At 67.4% G+C, this 22486-nt stretch carries 22 protein-coding genes; 14 read left to right on the top strand and 8 right to left on the bottom strand.

Features of this window, described 5'->3' with window-relative positions; genetic code table 11:
* Window positions 1-37: 37 nt before the first annotated feature.
* The 3 genes from QP457_RS20965 (at window position 38) to QP457_RS20955 (ending at window position 3029) form a co-directional block, all read left to right on the top strand.
* Entirely contained in the window at window positions 38-1264 is a 1227-nt protein-coding gene (locus QP457_RS20965; RefSeq protein ID WP_032976791.1) for an RtcB family protein, read from the top strand.
* A gap of 82 nt (window positions 1265-1346) precedes the next feature.
* The gene (rtcA, locus tag QP457_RS20960) at window positions 1347-2363 is read left to right on the top strand and encodes an RNA 3'-terminal phosphate cyclase (RefSeq protein WP_205404543.1); all 1017 of its coding nucleotides are present in this window, start codon (window positions 1347-1349) and stop codon (window positions 2361-2363) included.
* 219 nt (window positions 2364-2582) lie between these two features.
* Window positions 2583-3029, top strand: a complete 447-nt coding sequence (locus QP457_RS20955; protein WP_025878044.1) for a universal stress protein — start codon at window positions 2583-2585, stop codon at window positions 3027-3029.
* Window positions 3030-3240: 211 nt separating this feature from the next.
* Here QP457_RS20955 and QP457_RS20950 read toward each other — a convergent pair whose 3' ends face one another.
* Entirely contained in the window at window positions 3241-3525 is a 285-nt protein-coding gene (locus tag QP457_RS20950; RefSeq protein WP_099819903.1) for a DUF2782 domain-containing protein, read from the bottom strand.
* Window positions 3526-3622: 97 nt separating this feature from the next.
* Between QP457_RS20950 and polA the strand changes: the two genes are divergently transcribed.
* Together polA and QP457_RS20940 are read left to right on the top strand one after the other, a co-directional pair.
* Window positions 3623-6397, top strand: coding sequence for a DNA polymerase I (polA, locus tag QP457_RS20945; protein ID WP_205404542.1), 2775 nt, complete (start codon window positions 3623-3625; stop codon window positions 6395-6397).
* Window positions 6398-6712: 315 nt separating this feature from the next.
* Entirely contained in the window at window positions 6713-7195 is a 483-nt protein-coding gene (locus QP457_RS20940) for a YetF domain-containing protein (RefSeq protein WP_089237785.1), read from the top strand.
* Window positions 7196-7250: 55 nt separating this feature from the next.
* Here the strand turns inward: QP457_RS20940 and QP457_RS20935 are convergent, their stop codons facing one another.
* The 7 genes from QP457_RS20935 to QP457_RS20905 all read right to left on the bottom strand — a co-directional run bounded on the left by QP457_RS20935 (window position 7251) and on the right by QP457_RS20905 (window position 16135).
* Complete coding sequence (locus QP457_RS20935; protein WP_205404541.1) at window positions 7251-8771, bottom strand: hypothetical protein; 1521 nt, start codon at window positions 8769-8771, stop codon at window positions 7251-7253.
* A gap of 123 nt (window positions 8772-8894) precedes the next feature.
* Entirely contained in the window at window positions 8895-9791 is an 897-nt protein-coding gene (gene hemF, locus QP457_RS20930) for an oxygen-dependent coproporphyrinogen oxidase (protein ID WP_180164942.1), read from the bottom strand.
* Between the two features lie 40 nt (window positions 9792-9831).
* The gene (locus QP457_RS20925) at window positions 9832-11673 is read right to left on the bottom strand and encodes a hypothetical protein (RefSeq protein ID WP_205404540.1); all 1842 of its coding nucleotides are present in this window, start codon (window positions 11671-11673) and stop codon (window positions 9832-9834) included.
* Complete coding sequence (locus QP457_RS20920; protein WP_205404539.1) at window positions 11573-12718, bottom strand: hypothetical protein; 1146 nt, start codon at window positions 12716-12718, stop codon at window positions 11573-11575. Before QP457_RS20920 ends, QP457_RS20925 begins: the two co-directional genes overlap by 101 nt.
* A gap of 34 nt (window positions 12719-12752) precedes the next feature.
* Window positions 12753-13316 carry a hypothetical protein gene (locus QP457_RS20915; RefSeq protein WP_205404538.1) on the bottom strand — a complete coding sequence of 188 codons (564 nt, stop codon included), beginning with the start codon at window positions 13314-13316 and terminating at the stop codon, window positions 12753-12755.
* 30 nt (window positions 13317-13346) lie between these two features.
* Window positions 13347-13766 (bottom strand): NUDIX domain-containing protein, encoded by a 420-nt coding sequence (locus tag QP457_RS20910; RefSeq protein ID WP_180164950.1) that lies wholly within the window; start codon window positions 13764-13766, stop codon window positions 13347-13349.
* Complete coding sequence (locus tag QP457_RS20905; RefSeq protein ID WP_205404537.1) at window positions 13763-16135, bottom strand: S9 family peptidase; 2373 nt, start codon at window positions 16133-16135, stop codon at window positions 13763-13765. Before QP457_RS20905 ends, QP457_RS20910 begins: the two co-directional genes overlap by 4 nt.
* A gap of 167 nt (window positions 16136-16302) precedes the next feature.
* On the opposite strand from QP457_RS20905, the gene QP457_RS20900 reads away from it, so the two are divergent.
* From QP457_RS20900 to QP457_RS20860, 9 genes are all read left to right on the top strand, one after another.
* Entirely contained in the window at window positions 16303-16632 is a 330-nt protein-coding gene (locus QP457_RS20900) for a hypothetical protein (RefSeq protein WP_100554000.1), read from the top strand.
* Window positions 16633-16669: 37 nt separating this feature from the next.
* Window positions 16670-17323: a sigma-70 family RNA polymerase sigma factor gene (locus QP457_RS20895; protein WP_205404536.1), complete on the top strand. Its 654-nt coding sequence runs from the start codon at window positions 16670-16672 to the stop codon at window positions 17321-17323.
* The gene (locus tag QP457_RS20890) at window positions 17320-17535 is read left to right on the top strand and encodes a hypothetical protein (RefSeq protein WP_100462005.1); all 216 of its coding nucleotides are present in this window, start codon (window positions 17320-17322) and stop codon (window positions 17533-17535) included. The genes QP457_RS20895 and QP457_RS20890 overlap by 4 nt, the downstream gene beginning before the upstream one ends.
* Before the next feature lie 246 nt (window positions 17536-17781).
* A complete protein-coding gene (locus QP457_RS20885) occupies window positions 17782-19179 on the top strand; it encodes a cytochrome ubiquinol oxidase subunit I (RefSeq protein WP_180164962.1) in 1398 nt (465 codons plus the stop codon).
* 1 nt (window position 19180) lies between these two features.
* On the top strand, window positions 19181-20194 hold the full coding sequence (gene cydB / locus QP457_RS20880; protein ID WP_205404535.1) for a cytochrome d ubiquinol oxidase subunit II: 1014 nt from the start codon (window positions 19181-19183) through the stop codon (window positions 20192-20194).
* A 230-nt stretch (window positions 20195-20424) separates the two neighbouring features.
* Window positions 20425-21171, top strand: a complete 747-nt coding sequence (locus QP457_RS20875) for a beta-ketoacyl synthase chain length factor (RefSeq protein WP_205404534.1) — start codon at window positions 20425-20427, stop codon at window positions 21169-21171.
* A complete protein-coding gene (locus QP457_RS20870; protein ID WP_205404533.1) occupies window positions 21164-21961 on the top strand; it encodes a lysophospholipid acyltransferase family protein in 798 nt (265 codons plus the stop codon). The genes QP457_RS20875 and QP457_RS20870 overlap by 8 nt, the downstream gene beginning before the upstream one ends.
* On the top strand, window positions 21948-22205 hold the full coding sequence (locus QP457_RS20865) for a phosphopantetheine-binding protein (protein WP_005411610.1): 258 nt from the start codon (window positions 21948-21950) through the stop codon (window positions 22203-22205). Before QP457_RS20870 ends, QP457_RS20865 begins: the two co-directional genes overlap by 14 nt.
* A gap of 16 nt (window positions 22206-22221) precedes the next feature.
* Window positions 22222-22479, top strand: coding sequence for an acyl carrier protein (locus QP457_RS20860; RefSeq protein WP_025878014.1), 258 nt, complete (start codon window positions 22222-22224; stop codon window positions 22477-22479).
* The last annotated feature ends 7 nt before the right edge of the window (window positions 22480-22486 follow it).

Genomic DNA, 22486 nt, shown 5'->3' with positions numbered 1-22486 from the left:
TTCTTTGTTTTTGCTTTGGATGAAAGGAAACATCACCATGACCACTCTCAATTACGACGTGATCCAGCAGCCGGGTGCTGCACCGATCAAGCTGTGGACCCGCGGCGTGCCGCTGGAAGACCAGGCGCGCGAGCAGCTGCAGAACATCGCCAGGCTGCCTTTCATCCACAAGTGGATTTCGGTGATGCCCGACGTGCACCTGGGCAAGGGCGCGACCGTGGGTTCGGTGGTGCCGACCATCGGCGCGATCATTCCAGCGGCAGTGGGCGTGGACATCGGCTGCGGCATGATCGCGGTGCGCACCACGCTGGTTGCCAGCGACCTGCCGGACAATCTGTCCGCTGTGCGCAGCGCGATTGAACGGGCGGTGCCGCATGGCCGCAGCGTCACCCGCGGTGGCCGCGACAAGGGCAGCTGGGACACGCCGCCCGAACTGGCGGTGGAAGGCTGGGCGCAGCTGGTGGACGACTTCGCATTGATCTGCGAGCGTCACCCGCGCCTGAAGAACACCAACAACCTCAAGCACCTGGGGACGCTGGGTACCGGCAACCACTTCGTCGAGGTCTGCCTGGACCAGGAGCAGCGCGTGTGGTTCATGCTGCACTCCGGTTCGCGTGGCGTGGGCAATGCCATCGGCACCTACTTCATCGAGCTGGCCAAGCAGGAAATGCGCCGCTGGATGATCAACCTGCCCGACCAGGACCTGGCCTACCTGCCCGAGGGCAGCCAGCACTACGGCGACTACGTGTTCGCAGTGGACTGGGCGCAGCGTTTCGCACGCATGAACCGCGAGGTGATGATGCGCAACGTGGTGGCTGCAGTGCGCACGGTGATCAGCAAGCCGTTCGAGGCCGAGGCCGAGGCGGTGAACTGCCACCACAACTACGTGAACCGCGAGACCCACTTTGGCAAGGAGGTGATGCTGACCCGCAAGGGCGCGGTGAGTGCGCGTAAGGGCGAACTGGGCATCATTCCGGGCAGCATGGGAGCCAAGAGCTTCATCGTGCGTGGCCTCGGCAACGAGGACAGCTTCCACAGCTGCAGCCACGGTGCCGGCCGCGTGATGAGCCGTACCCAGGCGCGCAAGCTGATCACCGTGGATGACCACGCCAAGGCTACCGCGCACGTGGAATGCCGCAAGGATGCGGAGGTGGTGGATGAATCGCCGGCGGCCTACAAGCCGATCGAGGCGGTAATGGAGGCCCAGCGCGATCTGGTCGAGATCGTGCACACGCTGCGCCAGGTGGTGTGCGTGAAGGGATGAGGCAACCCGTGCGCGGCGTACACTGCGCCGCGCACGGCAGCAGGGCCCGGCATCGACACAACGGGCATGGAGGAACAGACAGATGGACATGATTGAACTGGATGGCGGGCAGGGTGGCGGACAGCTGCTGCGCTCGGCACTGACATTGAGCCTGTGCACCGGCACCGGCTTCACGCTGCACAACATCCGCGCGATCCGGCGCAAGCCGGGATTGATGCGCCAGCACCTGACCGCGGTGAACGCCGCGGCGCGGGTCGGCAACGCGTGTGTGCACGGTGCGGAACTGGGCGCTACCTCGCTGCGCTTCGAGCCGGGGGCGGTGAGCGCTGGCGACTATCATTTCGCGACCGGCAGCAGCGGCTCGGCAACGCTGGTGCTGCAGACCGTGCTGCCGGCACTGTGGCGCGCGCAGGGAGCGTCGCAGCTGCGCCTGGAAGGCGGTACCCACAACCCACTGGCGCCCAGTGCGGACTTCATCGCCGAAAGCTATCTGCCGGCGCTGCAACGGATGGGCGTGCAGGCGTCGATGCAGCTGCTGCAGCACGGCTTTCACCCGGCAGGCGGTGGCGTGATGGAGGTGCAGGTGCAGCCGTGCGCAGCGCTGCAGCCGCCGTCGCTGGAGGTGCGTGCGCCATTGCAGGGAATCGAGGCACAGGTGCTGATGTCCGGACTGTCCACCGGCATCGGCCTGCGCGAACTGCAGGTATTGGCTGAGACGCTGGGCGTGGACCCGCATCCGCGCAACGTGCAGTCGATACGGCCGGCGCTGGGACCGGGCAACGTTGCCCTGGTGCGCGTGCGGCATGGCGACCACGTGGAGGTGTTCAGCGGGCATGGCGAGCGCAGTGTCTCCGCCGAGCAGGTCGGCGCGCGCCTGGCCGGGCAGGTGAAGCAGTATCTGGACGGGGCGGGTGCCGTTGGCGAGTACCTGTCCGACCAGTTGCTGCTGCCGATGGCGCTGGCGGGCGGCGGTGCGTTCACCACCCACGTGCTGAGCGATCACCTGGTCAGCAATGCGCGGTTGATCGAGAAGTTCCTGCCGGTGGAATTCGACTGGCAACCGCACGAGGGTGGCTGGCGGGTGAAGGTGCAGGCCTGAGTGCCCGCCGGGCATGGCCCGGCGCTACCGGAGCATCGCAGCCGCGTGTCGATCCTGGGCATGTTGCGCCGGGCGATGCCAGGCCGCGCATCGCCCGGTCAACCCGCGCTGCGCAGGCATCGCTGCGCGCTGCCGGATTGATCCTGCGCAAGGCACGATCTCCACATCGGGTATGTAATGGTGTCGTTCCCACTGGGTAGATCATCGCGGAGCCCCACCATGTACAAGCGCATCCTGATCGCCACCGACGGTTCGGAGCTGGCCGACAAGGGCCTGGCCAAGGGCCTGGAGCTGGCCAAGGACCTCAACGCCGAGGTCGACATCGTCACCGTCTCCGAGCCATGGGCCGTCGGCATGTACGACGCCATGGGCTGGAGCGTGGGTTACATGAACAGCCCGGAGTACAAGGCCGACCGCGAGGAAGGCGCGCAGAAGGTGCTGCAGCCTGCGCTGGCCAAGGCGGCCGAGCAGGGCATCACCGCCAATCCGGTGCATGTGCTGGACCGCTATGCGGCCGACGGCATCATCGAGACGGCGGGCCAGCGCAACAGCGACTTGATCGTGATGACCTCGCACGGCCGCCGCGGCGTCACCCGCGTGCTGCTGGGCAGCCAGACCGCCGAGGTGCTGGCGCGCAGCACGCTGCCGGTGCTGGTCATCCGCTGATACAGAAGCGTTCCCGGGGAGGGGACCCGACGCCGGCCGCAGGATGCGCGCCGGCGTTGTTTTTTCCGGAGCCCGGTAGAGCCACCGTCAACGGTCCAGGCCATCCGTGGATAGGACCCAGTAGATCCACGCCATGCGTGGATGGGCCTTGCCGATCGCCTTGATGGGGTCAGAGCCCTTTCCTGCGGAAAGGGATCCGACCCCGGTCGCATCACCAGCTGTACAGCTTCCAGTACACCGGCGACACACCATCCTTGTCGTTGTCGAAGCGGCCATCGCCGTTCTTGTCGTACATGTAGAACGGCGCGCCGCGTGCCGGCGTCACCTTGACCATGCGCAGCTGGCCGGACACCCGGTACTCCTCGATGGTGTCACCATTGTCCATCGTGCGTTTGGAGACATCGGCGCCCTTGACGTCCACCGGGGGCGCGCCGGCGCCGCCCATGCTGGCGCAGCCAGCGAGCAGGAGCACGGAAGCCAGCATCAGGGTTTTCATCGGCGGGGCCTTTGCCTGGAAAGAGCCTTGATTATGCCCCATCGTCGCGTCACTGCCGTGTCGCCTCGGTGCAGGCGTGGGCGCGTAGAATCGTCGCATGAGCAGATTAGTCCTGATCGACGGGTCCAGTTACCTGTACCGCGCGTTCCACGCGCTGCCGCCCCTGTCCAATGCACAGGGTGAGCCCACCGGCGCGCTGTTCGGCGTGGTCAACATGCTGCGCTCGACGCTGAAGGAGCGCCCGGCCTACGTCGCGTTCGTCGTCGATGCCCCCGGCAAGACCTTCCGCGACGACCTGTACGACCAGTACAAGGCCAACCGCCCGCCGATGCCCGACGAACTGCGCAGCCAGGTCGAGCCGATGTGCCGCATCGTCGAAGCGCTGGGCATCAGCATCCTGCGCATTGATGGCGTGGAGGCCGACGATGTTATCGGCACCCTGGCCCTGCAGGGCGTCGCACAGGACCTGAAGGTCACCATCTCGACCGGCGACAAGGATTTCGCCCAGCTGGTCCGGCCGGGCATCGAACTGGTCAACACCATGACCGGCAGCCGCATGGATTCGGATGCGGCGGTGATGGACAAGTTCGGCGTGCGTGCCGACCAGATCGTCGACCTGCTGGCGCTGATGGGCGACACCGTGGACAACGTGCCCGGGGTCGAGAAGTGCGGGCCGAAGACGGCGGCCAAGTGGCTGGCCGAATACCAGCATCTGGACGGTGTGATCGCGGCCGCGCCAACCATGAAGGGCAAGATCGGCGAGAACCTGCGCGCCGCGCTGGAGCGGCTGCCGCTGAACAAGGAACTGGTGACCATCCGCACCGACGTCGCGCTGGACGCCAGCCCGACCACGCTGGCCCTGCGTGATCCGGACGTGCCCACGCTGGGCGAGCTGTACCTGCGTTACGGCTTCACCCAGGCATTGAAGGAACTGGGTGGGCCGGTACCAGCGCCTGCGGTGGCCAACGACGCGACGCCCAGCCTGCGTGGCACCGCGGCCGGCTTTGCCCGTGGCAGCGCGGAAGCGCCGCCGGCGGGCGAACTCGATCCGGCGCTGTCGGCGCCCGGCGAGTACGAGACCGTGCTGACCACCGAGCAGCTGCAGGCCTGGGTCGCACGTGTGCAGCAGGCCGATCTGATCAGCTTCGATACCGAGACCGACGCGCTGGATGCGATGCGTGCGCGACTGGTGGGCATCAGCCTGGCGGTGGAACCGGGCAAGGCCGCCTACATCCCGGTCGGCCATGACTATCCGGGCGCGCCGGCACAGCTGCCGCTGGCACAGGTGCTCGACGCGCTGCGGCCGGTGCTGCAGGACCCGGCGAAGAAGAAGCTGGGCCAGCATGGCAAGTACGACCTGCACGTGCTGCGCCGCCATGGCGTGGACGTGCAGGGCTACCACGACGACACCATGCTCGAGAGCTTCGTGCTCAATTCCACCGCCACCCGCCACGACATGGATTCGCTGGCCCTGCGTTACCTGGGCTACAACACCATCAAGTTCGAGGAGGTGGCCGGCAAGGGCGCCAAGCAGATCTCGTTCTCGCAGGTGGGCATTGACGAGGCCAGCCGCTACGCCGCCGAAGACGCCGACATCACCCTGCGCCTGCACCATGCGCTGCAGCCGCAGCTGCGGGCCGAACCGACCCTGGACAGCGTGTACCGCAGCATCGAGATGCCGCTGGTGCCGGTGCTGACCAGCATCGAAGCCAACGGCGTACGGATCGACACCGACGAACTGCGCCGGCAGAGCCAGGACCTGTCCTCGCGCATGCTGGCCGCGCAGCAGAAGGCCACCGAACTGGCCGGACGCAGCTTCAACCTGGATTCGCCCAAGCAGCTGCAGGCGGTGCTGTTCGATGAGCTGAAGCTGCCGGCGGTGGTGAAGACCCCCAAGGGCCAGCCCAGCACCAATGAAGAGGCACTGGAGGCGATTGCCGACCAGCACGAACTGCCGCGGGTGATCCTGGAGTACCGCGGCCTGGCCAAGCTGCGCAGCACCTACACCGACAAGCTGCCGGAAATGGTCAACCCGGACACCGGCCGCGTACACACCAGCTACCACCAGTCCGGTGCTGCGACCGGCCGCCTGTCCTCGTCCGATCCGAACCTGCAGAACATCCCGATCCGCACCGAGGATGGCCGCCGCATCCGCCGCGCGTTCATCGCCCCGGAAGGCATGCAGTTGCTGGCGGCCGACTATTCGCAGATCGAGCTGCGGATCATGGCCCACCTGTCCGAGGACCCAGGCCTGGTGCGTGCCTTCGAACAGGGCGCCGACGTGCACCGCGCCACCGCCGCCGAGGTGTTCGGGCGCGCGCTGGACGAGGTGACCGCCAACGAGCGCCGTGCCGCCAAGGCCATCAACTTCGGCCTGATGTACGGCATGAGCGCCTTCGGCCTGGCCCGCAACCTGGGCATCGACCGCGGCCAGGCGCAGGACTACGTGGCGCTGTACTTCAGCCGCTACCCGGGCGTGCGCGACTTCATGGAGCGCATGCGCCAGCAGGCGCGTGACCAGGGCTATGTGGAAACCCTGTTCGGCCGCCGCCTGTACCTGAACGACATTCATGCACGTAACCAGGGCCTGCGCGCCGGTGCCGAGCGTGCGGCGATCAATGCCCCGATGCAGGGCACGGCCGCCGACATCATCAAGCGCGCCATGGTCGCGGTGGATCAGTGGCTGCGTGACAGCGGTGCCCCGGCGCGGATGATCCTGCAGGTGCACGATGAACTGGTATTCGAAGCCGAGACCGGATTCATTGAAGAGCTGCGCAGCAATGTCGTGCAGCACATGTCGCAAGCAGCACAATTGCGCGTGCCGCTGGTGGTTGATACCGGCACCGGCAGTAACTGGGATGAGGCGCACTGAGTCGCATTCAGGCCGAAAACGCCGTGAATTCGTTCATTTGCGTGATATTTCTGACTCGAACATGAATGTTTCCCTGGGGGGTGCTTATTAAATTGGGCCCCTTCACGAACCGTTAGTGTTCGGAGTGCTTCTATAACTCCCGACAGGCGCAACGCCTGTTGTGGATCTCTCCCATCCCCTGGAGCAGATCTCGGAACGGGGGCTCCTCCCCAAGCACCCGTTCCCCGGCCCCGTTGACCTCCCCCTGGTCAGCGGGGCTTTTTATTTGTGCGCTGCTGCGCCACGCTGGGCCATCGCTCAGCAGGGGAACCCGCAATGCCCGATCTGTTCGCCCTGGCGATGCCGTGGTGGGAATTCATCCTGCGCGCGGTGGTGGTCTATGCCGTGGTGCTGGGCATGGTCCGGCTCAGTGGCAAGCGCGCGCTGGGGCAGGTCACGCCGTTTGATGTGCTGCTGATCGTATTGCTCGGCAACGCGGTGCAGAACGCGTTGCTGGGCACCGATACGTCGCTGGCCGGCGGCCTGCTGCTGGCCGCCACGCTGATCCTGCTGAACTACGGCGTGGGCTGGATCACCGCCCGCAGCCGCCGCATGGAACGGCTGATCGAGGGCGAACCGGTGGTGATCGCGCGCAACGGCAAGCTCTTCGACAGCGTGCTGCGGCGCGAGCTGGTCAGCCGCGCCGATTTCGAGGTCGCCATGCGCCAGCAGAGCTGCATCGGCGTGGAAGAGGTGGAACTGGCACTGCTGGAAACCAACGGCCACATCACCATCATTCCCAAGCGCAAGGACGATTGAGGCGCGCCACAGCGTGGGCCGAAGGCAGTATTCCTCCGGCCCACGGCACTACGGTTTACTGTTCGGCCGCCTGCGCCTTCATGCCCGCCCAGTCACGTGTGGCGTCCACATCGCAGGCTACATGGGTGCCCTTGCCATCCTTGGCGCAGATCGCCGCCATCGTCTGCGGAACCTTGGGGTCGGCGGTATGCGCATAGCCTGCGGCGAGCCCCAGGCAGCCATCGCGCACGCCGGCGCTGCACAGCTTGATGAAATAGGGCTGGGCCTGCGCCCACTTCTCCGCGCTGTGCAGTTCCTCACCGGCGACCTTGCAGCCGAGCAGCTTGCCGTCGTTGCAGCATGATGCGGCGCCGCCCTTGCGGGCCAGGATCGGGCAATCCAGCGGCTGCGGGATCTCCACGAATGCCGGCGGCGGCCGGCAGCTCGTCGCGGACTTGTCCATGCGCTGGTAGTAGCCGTAGCGGTTGTCCTTGTCCATCCCGGCCAGGGTTCCGTTGCTCAGTGGCTGCAGTACGAAATCGCTGCCGACGTCACGACGGATCAGGATCCTGCCGTCCTGCACGCGTGCGCGCAGGCGGGTGCCGACACCCTCCACTTCGACCAGGCCGGCATCCAGGAACCGCAGCGACGACAGCAGGCCAAGCTCGGCCTCGAAGCGGCCGCAGGGAAGCGCGGTAGCTGCGACCGGGGTCAGCGCCGACGACGCGAGCGGGGTCAGCATCGCCAGGCCCTTGGCCGGGCCGCAGGCGTAGGTGCCCTCGCGCTGCGTGCATGAGCGCTGCAGGGCCTGCTGCGCCTGCTGCAGGCGTCCGCCGTTCCACAGCGCCTCGGCCACGTTGCTGCAGAACGCCTCGCCCTGCTGCTGCGCGCACAGCGCCGCCAGTTCATCCAGCTGCGCTGCTGGCAGCGGTGCGTCCAGGGTCTGCTCCAGGCCCATCACCGCCCTGCCCATCAGCTCGCCGGCCATGGCCTTCATGACGGCCATGCAGGCTTCCCCGTCCTCGGGCGATGCGTCATCGCGGCAGTAGGGCGGCATCTGCGGCTCGGCCCGGGCACGCTGCGGTTGCGCCTCCGTGGCCTGGCGCTGGTAGGTCTCCTGCAGTTGGGTGCAGGCCACCTCCACGCCCTCGCGGCACCAGGCGTGCAGCTGCAAGGGCGCGGCCTCAGGCAGTGCCTCCAGGCAGTCGCTGGTGTCGGCCATGCAGCTGCCTTCGACCATCTCCGGTACCGGCTTGCAGGCGGCCGCTGCTTTCAGGTGGAACGTGTGGTACCCGCCGGTGACCGTGCGGTCGTTGTCGCTGAACTCCCAGTTCTCCAGGCGGCCGGTGGACAGGTTGCCGGTGCCCAGCAGGTTGTCCTGGCGTACCAGCCGCAGCCGCTCCGTGGCCTGGTAGGGGCCCGAAAGGAAGCCGTGGGCTTCGCTTTCGATGGTCAGGCTGGCGTTGCCATCGTCCTGCAGGTAGGTGCCGCAGGCCATCGACTGCGCGGCCACCGGCAGGCTGGGCACGGCCAGCGCGAGCAGCAGCATGAGGCGCCAGGTGGCCATCCGGCGGCGTGGGGAAACAACAACGGGCATCACGGTCTTCCTTGATTCAAGACAAGAGGGGGAATGAAGCGGAGCGCGCCGCAGCGCGGCCACCGCCGCGCGGGCGGCGGTTCGCGCAGCTGCAACGCGTGCAGCGTCCGGTACCGGAAGCGCCTACAGCCAGTCGCGTGGCACCAGGTAATCGGCCAGGCGCGCTTCGGCGCTGCCGTCTTCCGGGGTAAAGCCGTACTCCCAGCGCACGCGCGGGGGCAGGCTCATCAGGATGCTCTCGCTGCGGCCACCGCTCTGCAGGCCGAACAGCGTGCCGCGGTCGTAGACCAGGTTGAACTCGACGTAGCGGCCACGGCGGTACAGCTGGAACTCGCGTTCGCGCTCGCCGTACGGCGTGTCCCTGCGCTGCTGCACGATCGGCAGATACGCATCGAGGAAACCATCGCCGACCGCGCGCAGGTAGGCGAAGTCACGCTCGAAATCGCCGTGCAGATCGTCGAAGAACAGACCGCCCACGCCGCGTGTTTCGTTGCGATGGCGCAGGAAGAAATACTCATCGCACCAGCGCTTGTGCGCGGCGTAGCGTTCTTCACCGAACGGCGCGCACAGATCGCGTGCCACCCGATGCCAGCGCTGCACGTCCTCGTCGAACGGGTAGAACGGGGTCAGGTCGAAGCCACCGCCGAACCAGCTGGCCACCACTTCGCCATCGCGCTGCGCCTGGAAGAAGCGCACGTTGGCGTGGGTGGTCGGCACGTAGGGATTGAGCGGGTGGAACACCAGCGACACACCGGTGGCGCGCCACGAGGCGCCGGCCAGTTCCGGCCGGTTTGCCGAGGCAGACGGCGGCAGGCGGCTGCCCGCCACATCGGAAAAGCCGATGCCGGCCTGTTCGAACACCGCGCCATCGCGCAGCACGCGGGTGCGGCCACCGCCGCCCTCGGCACGCTGCCACAGGTCTTCCTGGAAGCGTGCGCGGCCATCGGCGGACTCGATCGCCGCACAGATGCGATCCTGCAGGTCGGTGAGGTAGGCGCGAACGCGCTCGAATTCGTTCATGGCGCGTACTTTACCGCAGGGCCTGGCCGGGCAAGCTCCCTTACTGCTTGTGGTTGGGGGTGCGTGGGGCCGGTCTGGTCCGATCCTCGTCCGCCGACTGCTCCTGGACAGCGCGCTCCAAGGCCTGCCCGAACTCAAGCAACCCCCAGTTGCGGGTCGCCAGCACGTCGCACGCCACGTGGCGGCCACTACCATCGGCCTCGCAGATGGCCTCAAGCATGGGGCGGGCGTCTACCCTGCTGCTGTTCTCCATGACGCTGACCAGGTTCTCACAGCCCTCGCGGATACCGGCCTGGCAGACCTTCTGGTAATGCTGGCTGGCCTCCACCCACTTCCCGTTCAGCGCGGCGCGACTGCCCAGCACGTGGCAGCCCTGCATCCTGCCGGCGGCGCAGCAGGCTTCGGCTTCACCGTCGATGGGCGCGCGCGGGCAGTCCTGCGGGAACGGAGTTTCGTCGAACACCAGTGGCGCGCTGCACTGTGCATTGCCCGGTTGCCGCTGGAACCGCTGGAAACGCGTCGAATCGTCCAGCCCCAGCAAGTCGCCGTTGGCCAACGGCTGCAGTACATAGTCAGCCCCACGCTCGTGGCGCATGCGGATCTGGCCGTCCTGTACGCGCGCGCGTACTCGCGAGCCGAAGCCAACCTCCACCATGCCACCGTCGCCGAAAGTCAGTTCGTCCATCAGCCCGCCGGAGGCCGCATAGTGGCCACAGGGCACGGCGGCGGCGGGGTGCTGCACCAGCGCTTCGCCCAGCTGCAGCAACGCGGACGCCTGACGGCACGATCGCTCGTCGCCGCCGTCGCAGGCCACCTGCAAGGCCGCCCGACCTTGCTGAAAATTGCCGGCGGTCCACTGCAGCTTGGCGACATCCTCGCAGAAGCCACTTTCGCCCACCTTCGTGCAGAGCCCCTGCAGGCGTTGCAGCCGAGTATCCGACAGTGTGGGCTTGACTGCAGGCGAAAACACTTCAACCATGCTGGCCGCCGTCGAGGCCGTGCGAATGGCGGTGTCGACTGCCTCGACGAGCTCGGGCCGGTCTTCCAGAATGGCCATGCAGGCCTCGGTGTCGGCAGCAGGGTCATCGTCGCGGCACTGGCGAGGGAAATCCATCTCGGCCATCGCCTTTTCCATGGTGGCCTGTATCACCGCGATCTGTGCTTCGGTCGGCGTATCGCTGCCGGGGGCCTGGTCGGCCTTGCGATAGCGATCGGGCAGGCGCTGGCAGAGTTGCGGAACGCCTTCGGCGCAGCCCGATTCCAGTGCCGGAAGGCTCAGCTCATGGTGGTTGTAGAGGCACTGCCGGGCGTCGGCCAGGCAGCTGCCGGGCGTATGTTCGACCGGGGGCAGGCACGCGGCCGGCTGGATCAGGCGGTAGCGTTTGCCGTCCCTATGCAGGGCGCGACCATCGCGCTGGACCTCCAGTTCAGAGACGAGGCCGAAGGTGAGATCAACCAGATTGAGGGTGCCTTCGCTGCGCTGGACAACGAAGGGCCGATCGGAGATGTAGCTGCCTTTCTCGACCCCGCGGTCAGGCCCATCCACGCGCAGCTGGTTGCCGCCGCCTTCGGCCTCGAAAACGCCGCAGCGTGGCAGGCCGGATGCGGCGGCCTGTTGGGCGCAAAGCAGCAGGGACAGCAACGCGATGCAGCGCGGAAGCAGGTTGCGCGGAGCGTAAGCAGACATGTCGAGGCCACAGCAGAAAGACGCGGGCCACGATAGCCAGCCCATCCCGATCCGCAATAAAATCCGCCAGAACGCAGGACCTGCCGTCGCGGCTTCAGCGCCGGGCGGGTCGTTCGCGACAAAACTGCGGGGCGCCCGGCCGTCGCCGGTAACGCTGGTACCCGGTAAATGCGTCCAGCCCCAGCAGATCGCCATTGGCCAGCAGGCCCAGCACGTAATCGGCGCCATTGTCGTGGCGTATGTGAAGGGTGCCGTCCAGCAGCAGCGCGCGCACGTCCTGCGTATCGACCCTGGCCCGCCCGGCATCGTCGAACGTGAGCGTGTCCAGGCTGCCACCATCGGCCTGATAGCGGCCGCACGGCACCTGCAAGAGCGGCACCAGGCGTAGATCGGCACCGAGTTCACGCAATGGTGCGGTACGTTCGCAGGCGCTGACGCGGCCCGCATCGCAGACCACCTGCAGGGCCTGCACCGCCAACGCAGGTTCCAGCGCAATCAACTGTTGTTCGGCCACTTCGACGCAGAAGCGGCCACTGCGGTGCTGCAGGCACAGCTGCTGCAGGTGATCGCGTGCAGCGGCCGTAAGGCGCGAATCCAGTGTGTCTTCGTCTTCCCGTTGCAGACGTTCACCCACCCGCTGCATGGCGGCAGCCAGCGCATCGTCGGTCAGCGCCTCGCAGGCTGCTGTGTCATGTCCGGGCGTGTGTTCGCGGCAGACGGGCGGGCGCTCGAAGCGCGCGGGGCCGATGTCGTCGCTTCCCACCGTAGTCACTGCATCGCGCAGCTGTCGCAGCAGCGTCGAGCAGCCCGCGCCAACGCCTTCGTTGCACGCGCGTTTGGCCTGGCCGGGCGAGGCCGTGGGCAGCTGCGCGATGCAGTGGCTGCCGGCGGCGCGGCAGCTGCCGTCCATCGCGCTGGGTTCGATGGCGCAGGCGCGAGGCTGGCGCAGGGTGTAGACCACGACGACGTCGTCCTCGATGCGCTGCCCATCGGCACTGATCCGGATCGACTCCGCCACGCCATCGTCGAGCATGACCAGGCGGGTCCGTGCCGCACTGCGATCGACCCACAGCGGCTCCGGCTCACTGATGTCGTTGTGGCGGTAGCCGGTGTTGGAGGTGGTGAACACGAGCGCCATGCCGCCATCGGTACTGCGGTATTCGCCACACCGCAGCGCGTCGGCACCGGCAGGCAGTGCGATGAGCAGGAACAAGGTGGGCAGGAAGTTCAATAAACGCATGCGACGATCCTTGTCGTGCGGGAACGGATGCAACTCAGTGGAAGCGCGCGCGGATATCCGGCCGCAGCAGGCGCCAGCCCAGCCAGCCCTGCAGGCCCGCGAACAGCACCGAGGTGCCGACCAGTGTCAGGGTGAACAGCACGCGCTGCACCTGCAGCTCATGCTGCGCCGACGGGTCGCTGGCGAGCAGCGCGATCAACACCAGCAGCAGGCGGTCCATCCACCAGGCGATCACGAAGTTGGCCAGCGCGCTCAGGCCCAGCATCCACACATAGGCCCACAGGCCCCACCGGCGACCGCGCCACAGGCCCCAGCTGGCCAGGGTCGAGACCAGGCAGAGCAGGGCAACAAGCAGCGAGGTGGCCGCTGGGTGTTTCAGCATCCACCACAAGCTGCCGTCGAGCTGCTGCTCCCACGCCAGTGTCACCAGCGTGGTCCAGAACCCGGTGCGGGCCAGTACTGCGGCCATCAGCGCCTGCGCGACGAAGTAGAGGGTGACCAGCAGGCTCAGCCAGAACGAGCCCTGCGCCACCGCGGCGACCCAGTTGTTGGGTGGCGGTGGGGTGGGCGCGGGAATCGGGGGAATCGAGGCTGACATCCGTTGTCCGGGTGAGCAATGCCCGCCTCGTCAGCGAGCCGTCGCCAGGGCAGCGACCGCCGGCAGGATATGGTGTTCGCTCAAGGGTGCCAAGGGCCGGCCGTGCGGCGGCTGCAGCGGCACCCAGGCCAGTTCGGCGATCTCCGCACGCGCGCACGGCTCACCTTCGATCCACACCCGCCAGGCCTGTGCCTGCACGCGGTGGCCAGGCTCGTTCACTGCCCAGTCCTCGAACGTGCCCAACGGCAGCGCCGAGGCGGCATCCAACCGCACGCCCAGTTCCTCGTGCAGTTCGCGTGCCAGTGCCTGCAGCGGCTCCTCGCCCGGGTCGGGCTTGCCACCCGGCTGGATGAAACGGCTGGCACCGTGCTTGCGCACCACCAGCGCCCGGCCGCGATCATCGAGGATGACCGCGGCCACGATGTGGATCGTGGCCGCGGCAGCACTCACTTCAGGTTCTGCTCGAACAGCTTGAGGATGCGCTTGTACTGGTCCAGCCAGGAGTCGGCACGTACGTAGCCGTGGCGCTCCAGCGGGTACGGCGCGATCGACCAGTTGTCCTTGTGCAGCTCGATCAGGCGCTGGGTCAGGTTCACCGAATCCTGGAAGAACACGTTGTCGTCCATCATGCCGTGGGCGATCAGCAGGTTGTCCTGCAGGTTCTGTGCGTACTCGATGGGCGACGACACGCGGTACGCCTCCGGATCGATGTCCGGGGTGTTGAGGATGTTGCTGGTGTAGCCGTGGTTGTACTGGTGCCAGTCGACCACCGGGCGCAGCGCGGCGCCGGCCTTGAACGTGCCCGGCGAGCGGAACAGCGCCATGAAGGTCATGAAGCCGCCATAGGAACCGCCGTAGATGCCGGCATGGTCACGATCGCCCTGCTGGGTGTCGACCAGCCAGTCCAGGCCGTCCTTGTAGTCTTCCAGTTCCGGGTGGCCCATGTTGCGGTAGATGGCCGTGCGCCAGTCGCGGCCATAGCCCTCGCTGCCGCGGTAGTCCATGTCCAGCACGATGTAACCCTTCTGCACCAGCAGGTTATGGAACATCTGCTCGCGGAAGTAGGCCGGGTAGCGCTGGTGCACGTTCTGCAGGTAGCCGGCACCGTGCACGAACATCACGATCGGGTACTTCTTCCCCGGTTCCTTGTTTTCCGGCTCGTAGTACTTGGCCCAGACCACGCCGGCGCCGTGCTTGGACGGCACCGCCACCAGCTTCGGCTGGACCCACTGGCGCGCCTTGTAGTCGGCGGTGCGGGTGTCGGTCAGCACGCGCGCCTGGCCAGAACCGGTACTGGGCACCACTGCCAGCTGCGCCGGCAGGTAGGCGCCGGAATAGCGCACCAGCAGCTGCTGGCCGTCCGGCGACAGCGAGAAATCTTCCACGCCGTTGAGGCTGGTCAGCTCGCGCACCTGGCGGGCACTGGTATCGACCGCGCAGACTTCGTAGTCATGCGGGGCCTGCTGGTTGCACAGGAAGTAGAAGCCCTTGCCGTCGGCCGACAGCACCGGCGCCGAGGTTTCCCACTTGCCACTGGTCAGCGCCTGCGGCTTGCCGCCGCCGGCCTGGGTGTACAGGTGCGAGAAGCCGGATTCCTCGGACAACAGCCACAGCGTGCGGCCATCGGCCATCCAGCCGAAATCGTTGAAGCCCCAGTTGATCCAGGCGTTGTCAGTCAGCCGGTGGCGGTTCTGCACGCGGCCGTCGGCAGCGGCAACACTGACGATCCAGCGGTCCTTGTTGTCGTTGGCGCGCAGCATCACCGCGGCCTGCTGGCCATCGGCGCTCCAGCGGATGCCACCGCCCATGAAGTCGCTCATCACCTGCACGCTGCGGTCGCCCTTCAGCGCGTCCTTGCCGGCCTTGCGGCGCAGCTCGGCCAGCGGATCGGTGCCGATGCCCGGCAGGCTGGACAGCGACAGCTTCTCGGCCTTGCCGCTGCGTACATCCACGAACCACAGGGTGTGCGGCTCGAAGCCGTTGCGGCCGACGCGGGGACGGGTGTCCTCGGTTTCTTCGTAGCCCGACTCGGTCACGTACAGCGGCATCTTGCCGCCGCGGCCGTCATCGAAGTCCTTCGGCTTGGTGGTCACGATCAGGTGGCCCAGGTCCGGCGACAGCACGCTGTCGACGATCTCGACGTCGGCACCCAGGAACACCGGGCCCGGTGCGCGGGTCGGGTCGGCCTGGCGCCAGCGCTGGTCCTGGTCCTTCAGCGCCTCGCGCTGCTCGCGGTCGCGGCGCAGGGTTTCCAGCGTGCGCAGCTGCTGGTCGCGCAGCACGTCGGCCTTCGGCGGCGTGCTCGGATCCTTGTCGGCCTTCAGGCTGGCCACCTGCTGCACGCCGCTGGCGGCGGTCCAGTGGAACCAGTTCTGGCCGACGCGCCAGATCACGCCGTTGTCGGCGGCGAAGTTCACACCGGCGGCGCGTTCGTTGCTGCGGGTCAGCTGGGTCAGCGCGCCGCTGCGCAGGTCGCGGACGAACACGTCGCCGTTGCGCACGAAGGCGCTGCGGCTGCGGCTGCGGTCATAGACCGGATCGGCCACGTCGAGGCTGCCGCGCTGGTCATCGGCCACCTGTGCGGCCACGCCACCGGCCACCGGCTGGCGGAAGGTGTCGCGCACCGGGCTGCCGTTGCGCTTGAGCTGGTATTCCACCTGCTGGCTGTTCCACGACCACCAGGCCTTCTCCACCGGCGGACCGATCCAGTCCGGATCGGCCATGGCCTGTTCGATGGTGATCGGCGTCGGCGCGGCCTGGGCGGCCGGAGCGGCCAGCACGGCAGACAGCAGGAGGGACAGGGGCAGCACTCGGGACATGGGCGGACAGCACCAGAAGAGGAAACCGGGCAAGCGTAGCAGCCGCAAGGGCCGGGGGAAGGGGCCACAGGTCATGGCAGCGGGATCGGCAAAGCGATGCAACCGGTCGGCAGGGTCGCGCATCCAATCTCCTGAACCCGCATCATCCAGCGGACAGGAGCACGACCATGCAGGAACTCATCCCGATCACCCTCTTCATCTGCACCGCCTATGCGATCCATGCCATCGCCGATGCGCGTGCGCGCAGCAAGCTGGTGGCGCCGCACGTGCCGGAAGAGGTGATCCGCTCGCTGGCGGTATTGGAAGAGGAGCGCCGCCGCCAGGGCGCGCTGCGCTGGGGCATCAGCCTGGTGTGCCTGGCACTGGCCATGGCGCTGCTGGAGGCGATCGGTGCACGCGACCTGACGTTCGGAGCCGCCGCCGCGATGGTCGGCAGCGCCGGCCTGGGTCAGCTGCTGGCCTGGCACTTCACCCGCCCCGCAGTGCGCAAGGGCTGAGCCGGCGCATGCTGCGGGCACAGGAGGAGCCCCACGCATGAGCCTGCTGGGGGAAGCGCTGGCCGCGTTGCGGAGGCGGCATCGACAGGATGCCGCGGCCGCGACCACCCCTGCCGAGCCGCTGGATGCGGACCAGGTATTGGTGCGCGCGATCATCGACGGCTCGCAGCCGGCCTTCGCGCAGCTGGTGGAAACACATCAGCGCACCTGCGCGCATGTGATCGGCCGCATGGTCGGCGACCGTGACCAGGTGGCCGACCTGCTGCAGGAAACGTTCCTGGCGGTATTCCGCCAGCTGCACCGGTTCCGTTTCGAATCCTCGCTGCGCACCTGGATTTCGCGCGTGGCCTACACCACCGCGCTGCAGTATCTGCGGCGGCGGCGGCTGGAAGCGCAGTGGATGGTGGCGGTGCAAGCGCCCGAGGAACTGGGCGTTGGTGACGACGGGCCGGGCCCGGCGGAACTCAGCGAGACATTGCAGGCCGGCCGCCACCTCGGGGCGGCGCTGGAACGATTGAGTGCGCCGCAGCGCCTGATCGTAGGCCTGCATTATCTGGAGGATTTCGATCTGGCCGAGATCGAACAGGTGACCGGCCTGGCCCGCGGTACCATCAAGAGCCACCTGTACCGTGCGCGCCAGGTCCTGAAGCAGGAACTGGTGCGGCACGCCACCGCCGGAGAGCTGCTGTGAACCGACCGACCGATTCCCGCGATGCGGAAGAGCGCGCGCTGGCACAGGCGTTGCGTGAGCAGGCGCAGCAGGAACAGACGCCGGATGTGAGTGAGGCGCTGCGGAAGCGCATTGTCTCCGAATCGCGCGACAGCGGCGTGGGCTATGTGGTGGTGCAGGTGCTGCTGCTGGGGGCGCTGGTGGCAGGGGGCGTCTGGTATTTCTGGCGCTGAGGCGCCCGCCGGGTGATGGGCCGCTCCAATCGCTGTTGGTAGATGCCGACCCTGGTCGGCGCTTGGGTGTGTGCCAACCAAGGTTGGCAGCTACCAGAGCGGCTGAACGGTAGCGCCGCGCCATGTCGGCTGCGCCTTCTCCACCTGCGACAAAGTGAAGCAGCGCGTCACCCGGTCGCATCCCGGCTTAACGATATCCCCCTAAAGTGGTCTGGTATCCGACCGGCTCCTGGCAGGAGGCGTCCCTTGGACGCGTTGTTGTTGTCGCGGATCCAGTTCGGATTCGTCATCAGTTTCCACGTACTGTTCCCGGCCTTCACCATCGGCACGGCCAGCTGGCTGGCCTTCATCGAATGGCGCTGGCTGCGCACGAAGCTGCCCGTATGGCGCGAACTGTATTTCTTCTGGCAGAAGATCTTCGCGGTCTCGTTCGGCATGGGCGTGGTCAGCGGCATCGTCATGGCCTTCCAGTTCGGCACCAACTGGCCGCGGCTGAGCGAAGTGGCCGGCACGGTGATCGGCCCGCTGCTGACCTACGAAGTGCTGACCGCGTTCTTCCTGGAAGCCAGCTTCCTCGGCGTGATGATGTTCGGCTGGGGCCGGGTCTCGCCGCGCCTGCATTTCCTGTCCACCTGCATGGTGGCGCTGGGCACGCTGTTCTCTACCTTCTGGATCCTCTCGTCCAACAGCTGGCTGCACACGCCGGCCGGCTACGAGATGGTCAACGGCATCGTCCACCCCGTCGACTGGTGGCAGGTGGTGTTCAACCCGTCCTTCCCGTACCGGTTGGCGCATATGGCGCTGGGTTCGTTCATCACCACCTGTTTCGTGATCGGTGGCGTCGGTGCGTGGTACCTGCGCAGGGGAACCCACGTCGAGGCCGGCCGCCGCATGCTGATCGCCGCCGTCGCGTTCGCCGCGCTGACCGTGCCGCTGCAGATCTTCGTCGGCGACATGCACGGCCTGAACACGCTCAAGCACCAGCCGATGAAGATCGCGGCGATGGAAGCGCACTGGCATGAGACCAAGGAGGGCGAGGGCGTGCCGCTGGTGGTATTCGCACTGCCCAACGAGAAGGAAGAGCGCAACGATTTCGAAGTGGCCATTCCCAAGCTCGGCAGCGTGATCCTGACCCACACCCTGGACGGTACGTTCGATCCGCTGACCTCGGTGCCGGCCAGCGAGCGGCCGCCGGTGACGCCGGTGTTCTTTGCCTTCCGCATCATGGTCGGGCTGGGCACGCTGATGCTGGTGCTGGCCTGGGTCTCGGCCATCCAGCTGTGGCGGAAGAAGCTGCTGGATTCGCCGTGGCTGCTGCGCGGCTGGAACTGGATGCTGCCCAGTGGCTTCATCGCGCTGATATCGGGCTGGTTCGTCACCGAGATGGGACGGCAGCCGTGGGTCGTCTACGGTGTGCTGCGCACCGCCGATGCGGTCGGCCCGCAGAGTGCATGGATGACCGCACTGTCGCTGACGGTGTACGTGGTCGGCTACGCCTTCGTGTTCGGCTGGGGCATCTGGTACCTGGTGAAGATCCTGCGCCATGGCCCACAGCCGTACGACGCAGGGCCGTCGCTGGACCATGGCAGCCACACCCCGGCGCGGCCGCTGTCGGCCGCCGACGAACCGCTGGAGGAGCGCTGACATGGACCTGATGACCTGGCTGCCGGTGGCATGGTTCGCGGTGATCGGCTTCGGCGTGCTGATGTACGTGGTGCTGGATGGCTTCGTGCTCGGCATCGGCATCCTCGCTCCGTTCGCCGAGGACGAGGAACAGCTGGACCTGATGATGAACACCGCCGCGCCGATCTGGGACGGCAACGAGACCTGGCTGGTGCTCGGCGGCGCCGGCCTGATGGCGGCGTTCCCGAAGGCCTACGCGGTGCTGCTGTCGGCGCTGTACCTGCCGGTGCTGCTGCTGGTGGTGGCGCTGGTGTTCCGTGGCGTGGCCTTCGAGTTCCGTTTCAAGGCGCACCGCTCGCGGCGGCTGTGGAGCGTGGCGTTCGGCCTCGGTTCGCTGCTGGCCACCTTCGCCCAGGGTGTGATCCTCGGTACGCTGGTGCAGGGCCTGCCACTGGTCGATGGCGTGTACCAGGGCGGTGCCTTCGGCTGGTTCAGCCCGTTCGCCATGCTGACCGGTGCCGCGCTGGTGGCCGGCTACGCATTGTTGGGCAGCACCTGGTTGATCCTGAAGACGGAAGGGCGCGTGCAGGCGCTGGCCCGGCAGATGACCCGCCCGCTGGTGGTGGCGGTGATCGCGGCGATGGGCCTGGTCAGCAGCTGGCTGCCGTTCCTGCAGTCGCGGCTGATGGACCGCTGGTTCAGCGACGGCAACTTCTGGTGGTTGTCGCCAGTGCCGCTGCTGACCCTGGCGGTGGCCATCGCGCTGTGGCGCAGTGCCGCCCATCCGCGTCGCGACCTGCCGCCGTTCCTGCTCAGCCTGGCCTTGTTCGTGCTCGGCTTCGCCGGTCTGGTGCTGGGCATGTGGCCGTACCTGCTGCCGCCGTCGATGACGCTGTGGCAGGCCGCCGCGCCGGCCTCTTCGCTCAGCTTCACCCTGGTCGGGCTGGTGCTTCTGCTGCCGGTGATCCTGGGCTACACGGCGTGGTCGTACCGGGTGTTCCGCGGCAAGGTGCGCGCCGACGCCGGTTATCACTGAATCCGTTCGCTGGTATCAGTCCACGCGGGGGGCGGTCGCTGACCGCTCCCCGTTGTGTTTTGTGAAACATGTCATCCCTGTGTCGGACGTGCTAGCGTGCGCTCCTTTCCGGCAGCCAGGGGGGCAGCCGGCGACGTCCTGGACGGATGCATGGCTGCAGGAATGGGGGGCAGCCGCGTGTCGCCGTAATGGCTCGAGACTCTCGTTCGCCCATCGAAACATTACCGGTAATGATCGAATTTTCCGTTGTCGACTGGGCCGCCTGGGCGCCTGGCCTGACCGAGCGTAGCCAATGGATGGGCTGGGCCGGGTCGCCGTTCCTGCCGCAGGGCGAGGACACGCCGGCGCTGGCCGAGATTCCGGCCATGCAGCGCCGCCGTATCGAGCGCCTGGGCCGCATGGCGATCCAGGCGGCGTGCTGGTGCGAGGACGGGCAGGGCGCCGACAGCCAGGTGCCGCTGGTGTTCGCCAGCCGCCATGGCGATGTTGCCCGTTCGATGGACCTGCTGGGCTCGCTGGTGGCCGATCAGCCGCTGTCACCCACCGGCTTCGGCCTGTCGGTGCACAACGCCATTGCCGCGCTGTACTCGATCGCCCGCGGCCACCGTGGCAACTACCTGGCGTTGTCCGCCGGCCAGTCGACGGTGGAAGCGGCGTGCCTGGAGGCCGTCGGCCTGCTCGGTGATGGTGCGCGTGAGGTGCGGATCGTGGTGTATGAGTCGCCATTGCCCGACGTTTACGCCGAATTCGCCGACGAACCCGACCCGTTCTTTGCCTGGTGCTGGCGTCTGGCACCCGTCGGCACCGCCGGTGGCACCGATCTTTCGCTGTCTTGGCAGGTCGCCGACGACGTCGATCCGACCGCGCCGGGCCTGTTGCCGCATGCGCTGGACCTGCACCGCTTCCTGCTGGCCGCAGATCCGGTGCTGCAGCACGTGACCCAAGGCCAGCGCTGGTCCTGGCGCCGCCGTGGCTGAGGCGCTGCGCCGCCTCGATCATGCCTGGCGGGTGTTCGGCACCGGTCTGAGCTTTGCCGCGTTCGGCGTGGGTGGACTGCTGCTGGGCGTGCTGGTGATGCCGGTGCTGTTGCTGATGCGCGACCCGGTGGCGCGTCGGCGCCGGGCCCGCCGGATGGTCCAGCGCGCCTTCGCCAGCCATGTGTGGCTGATGTGCCGGCTGGGGGTGATGACCCTGCAGGTCGAAGGGCGCGAACGCCTGCAGCGCGAGGGCCTGCTGGTGCTGGCCAACCACCCGACGCTGATCGACGTGGTCTGCCTGATCGCCCTGCTGCCCAACGCTGACTGCGTGGTCAAGCGGGCGGTGGCCTGCAACCCGTTCATGCGCGGCCCGGTGCGCGCGGCGGGCTACATCTCCAATGATGACGGCGCTGGCCTGGTCGATGACTGCGCGGCGGCCGTGCATGCCGGCGGCACCCTGGTCATCTTCCCGGAGGGCACCCGCAGCGTGCCTGGGCAGCCGCTGCGGCTGCAGCGCGGCGCGGCCAACATCGCCGTGCGCGGGCGCCTGGACATCACCCCGGTGCGCATCACCTGCACCCCGCCGACGTTGACCAAGGGCCAGAAGTGGTATCGTGTGCCCTCACGTCGTTTTCACGTTCAGCTGCAGATCGGCGAAGATATCCCGATCGCGCCGTTTCTGGCCGAAGATGACTCGCCAAGGGGGGATGCCCTGGCGGCCCGTCGCGTCACCGACCACCTCACTCGTTATTTCGACCTGTCTGGAGATCCGACCCGTGCAAGCACTTGAGCACGAGATCAAGGAATTGATCATTTCCTCGCTTTCACTGGAGGACATCACCCCGGAGGACATCGATCCGACCGCGCCGCTGTTCGTGGAAGGCCTCGGCCTGGACTCGATCGATGCGCTGGAACTGGGCCTGGCGCTGCAGAAGAAGTACGGTGTCAGCCTCTCGGCCGACTCGGAAGAAACCCGTCGCCATTTCTCCAGCGTGCGCGCGCTCGGCGAGTTCGTCGCCGCCCGCCAGTCGTAAGGCGCCAGGAACTGCCATGACCAAGAATGAATTGTTCGAGCGCATCGTCCGCATCCTGACCGACAGCTTCGAGATCGAGCCGGCGCGGATCAGCCCGGAATCGCGCCTGTACGACGACCTGGACATCGACAGCATCGATGCCGTGGACCTGATCGTGCAGCTCAAGCCGCTGCTCGGCCGCAACCTGCAGCCTGAAGCGTTCAAGGCCGTGCGCACCGTGCAGGACATCGTTGATGTCGTGCATGGCCTGCTGCCCGGTCAGGCCGCTGCCTGACAGCAGC

The organism is Stenotrophomonas sp. As-7 (assembly GCF_030291015.1).
GTDB lineage: Bacteria > Pseudomonadota > Gammaproteobacteria > Xanthomonadales > Xanthomonadaceae > Stenotrophomonas > Stenotrophomonas lactitubi.
The sequence above is the reverse complement of the archived record's forward strand: the minus strand, read 5'-3'. Positions and strand labels throughout refer to the sequence as shown.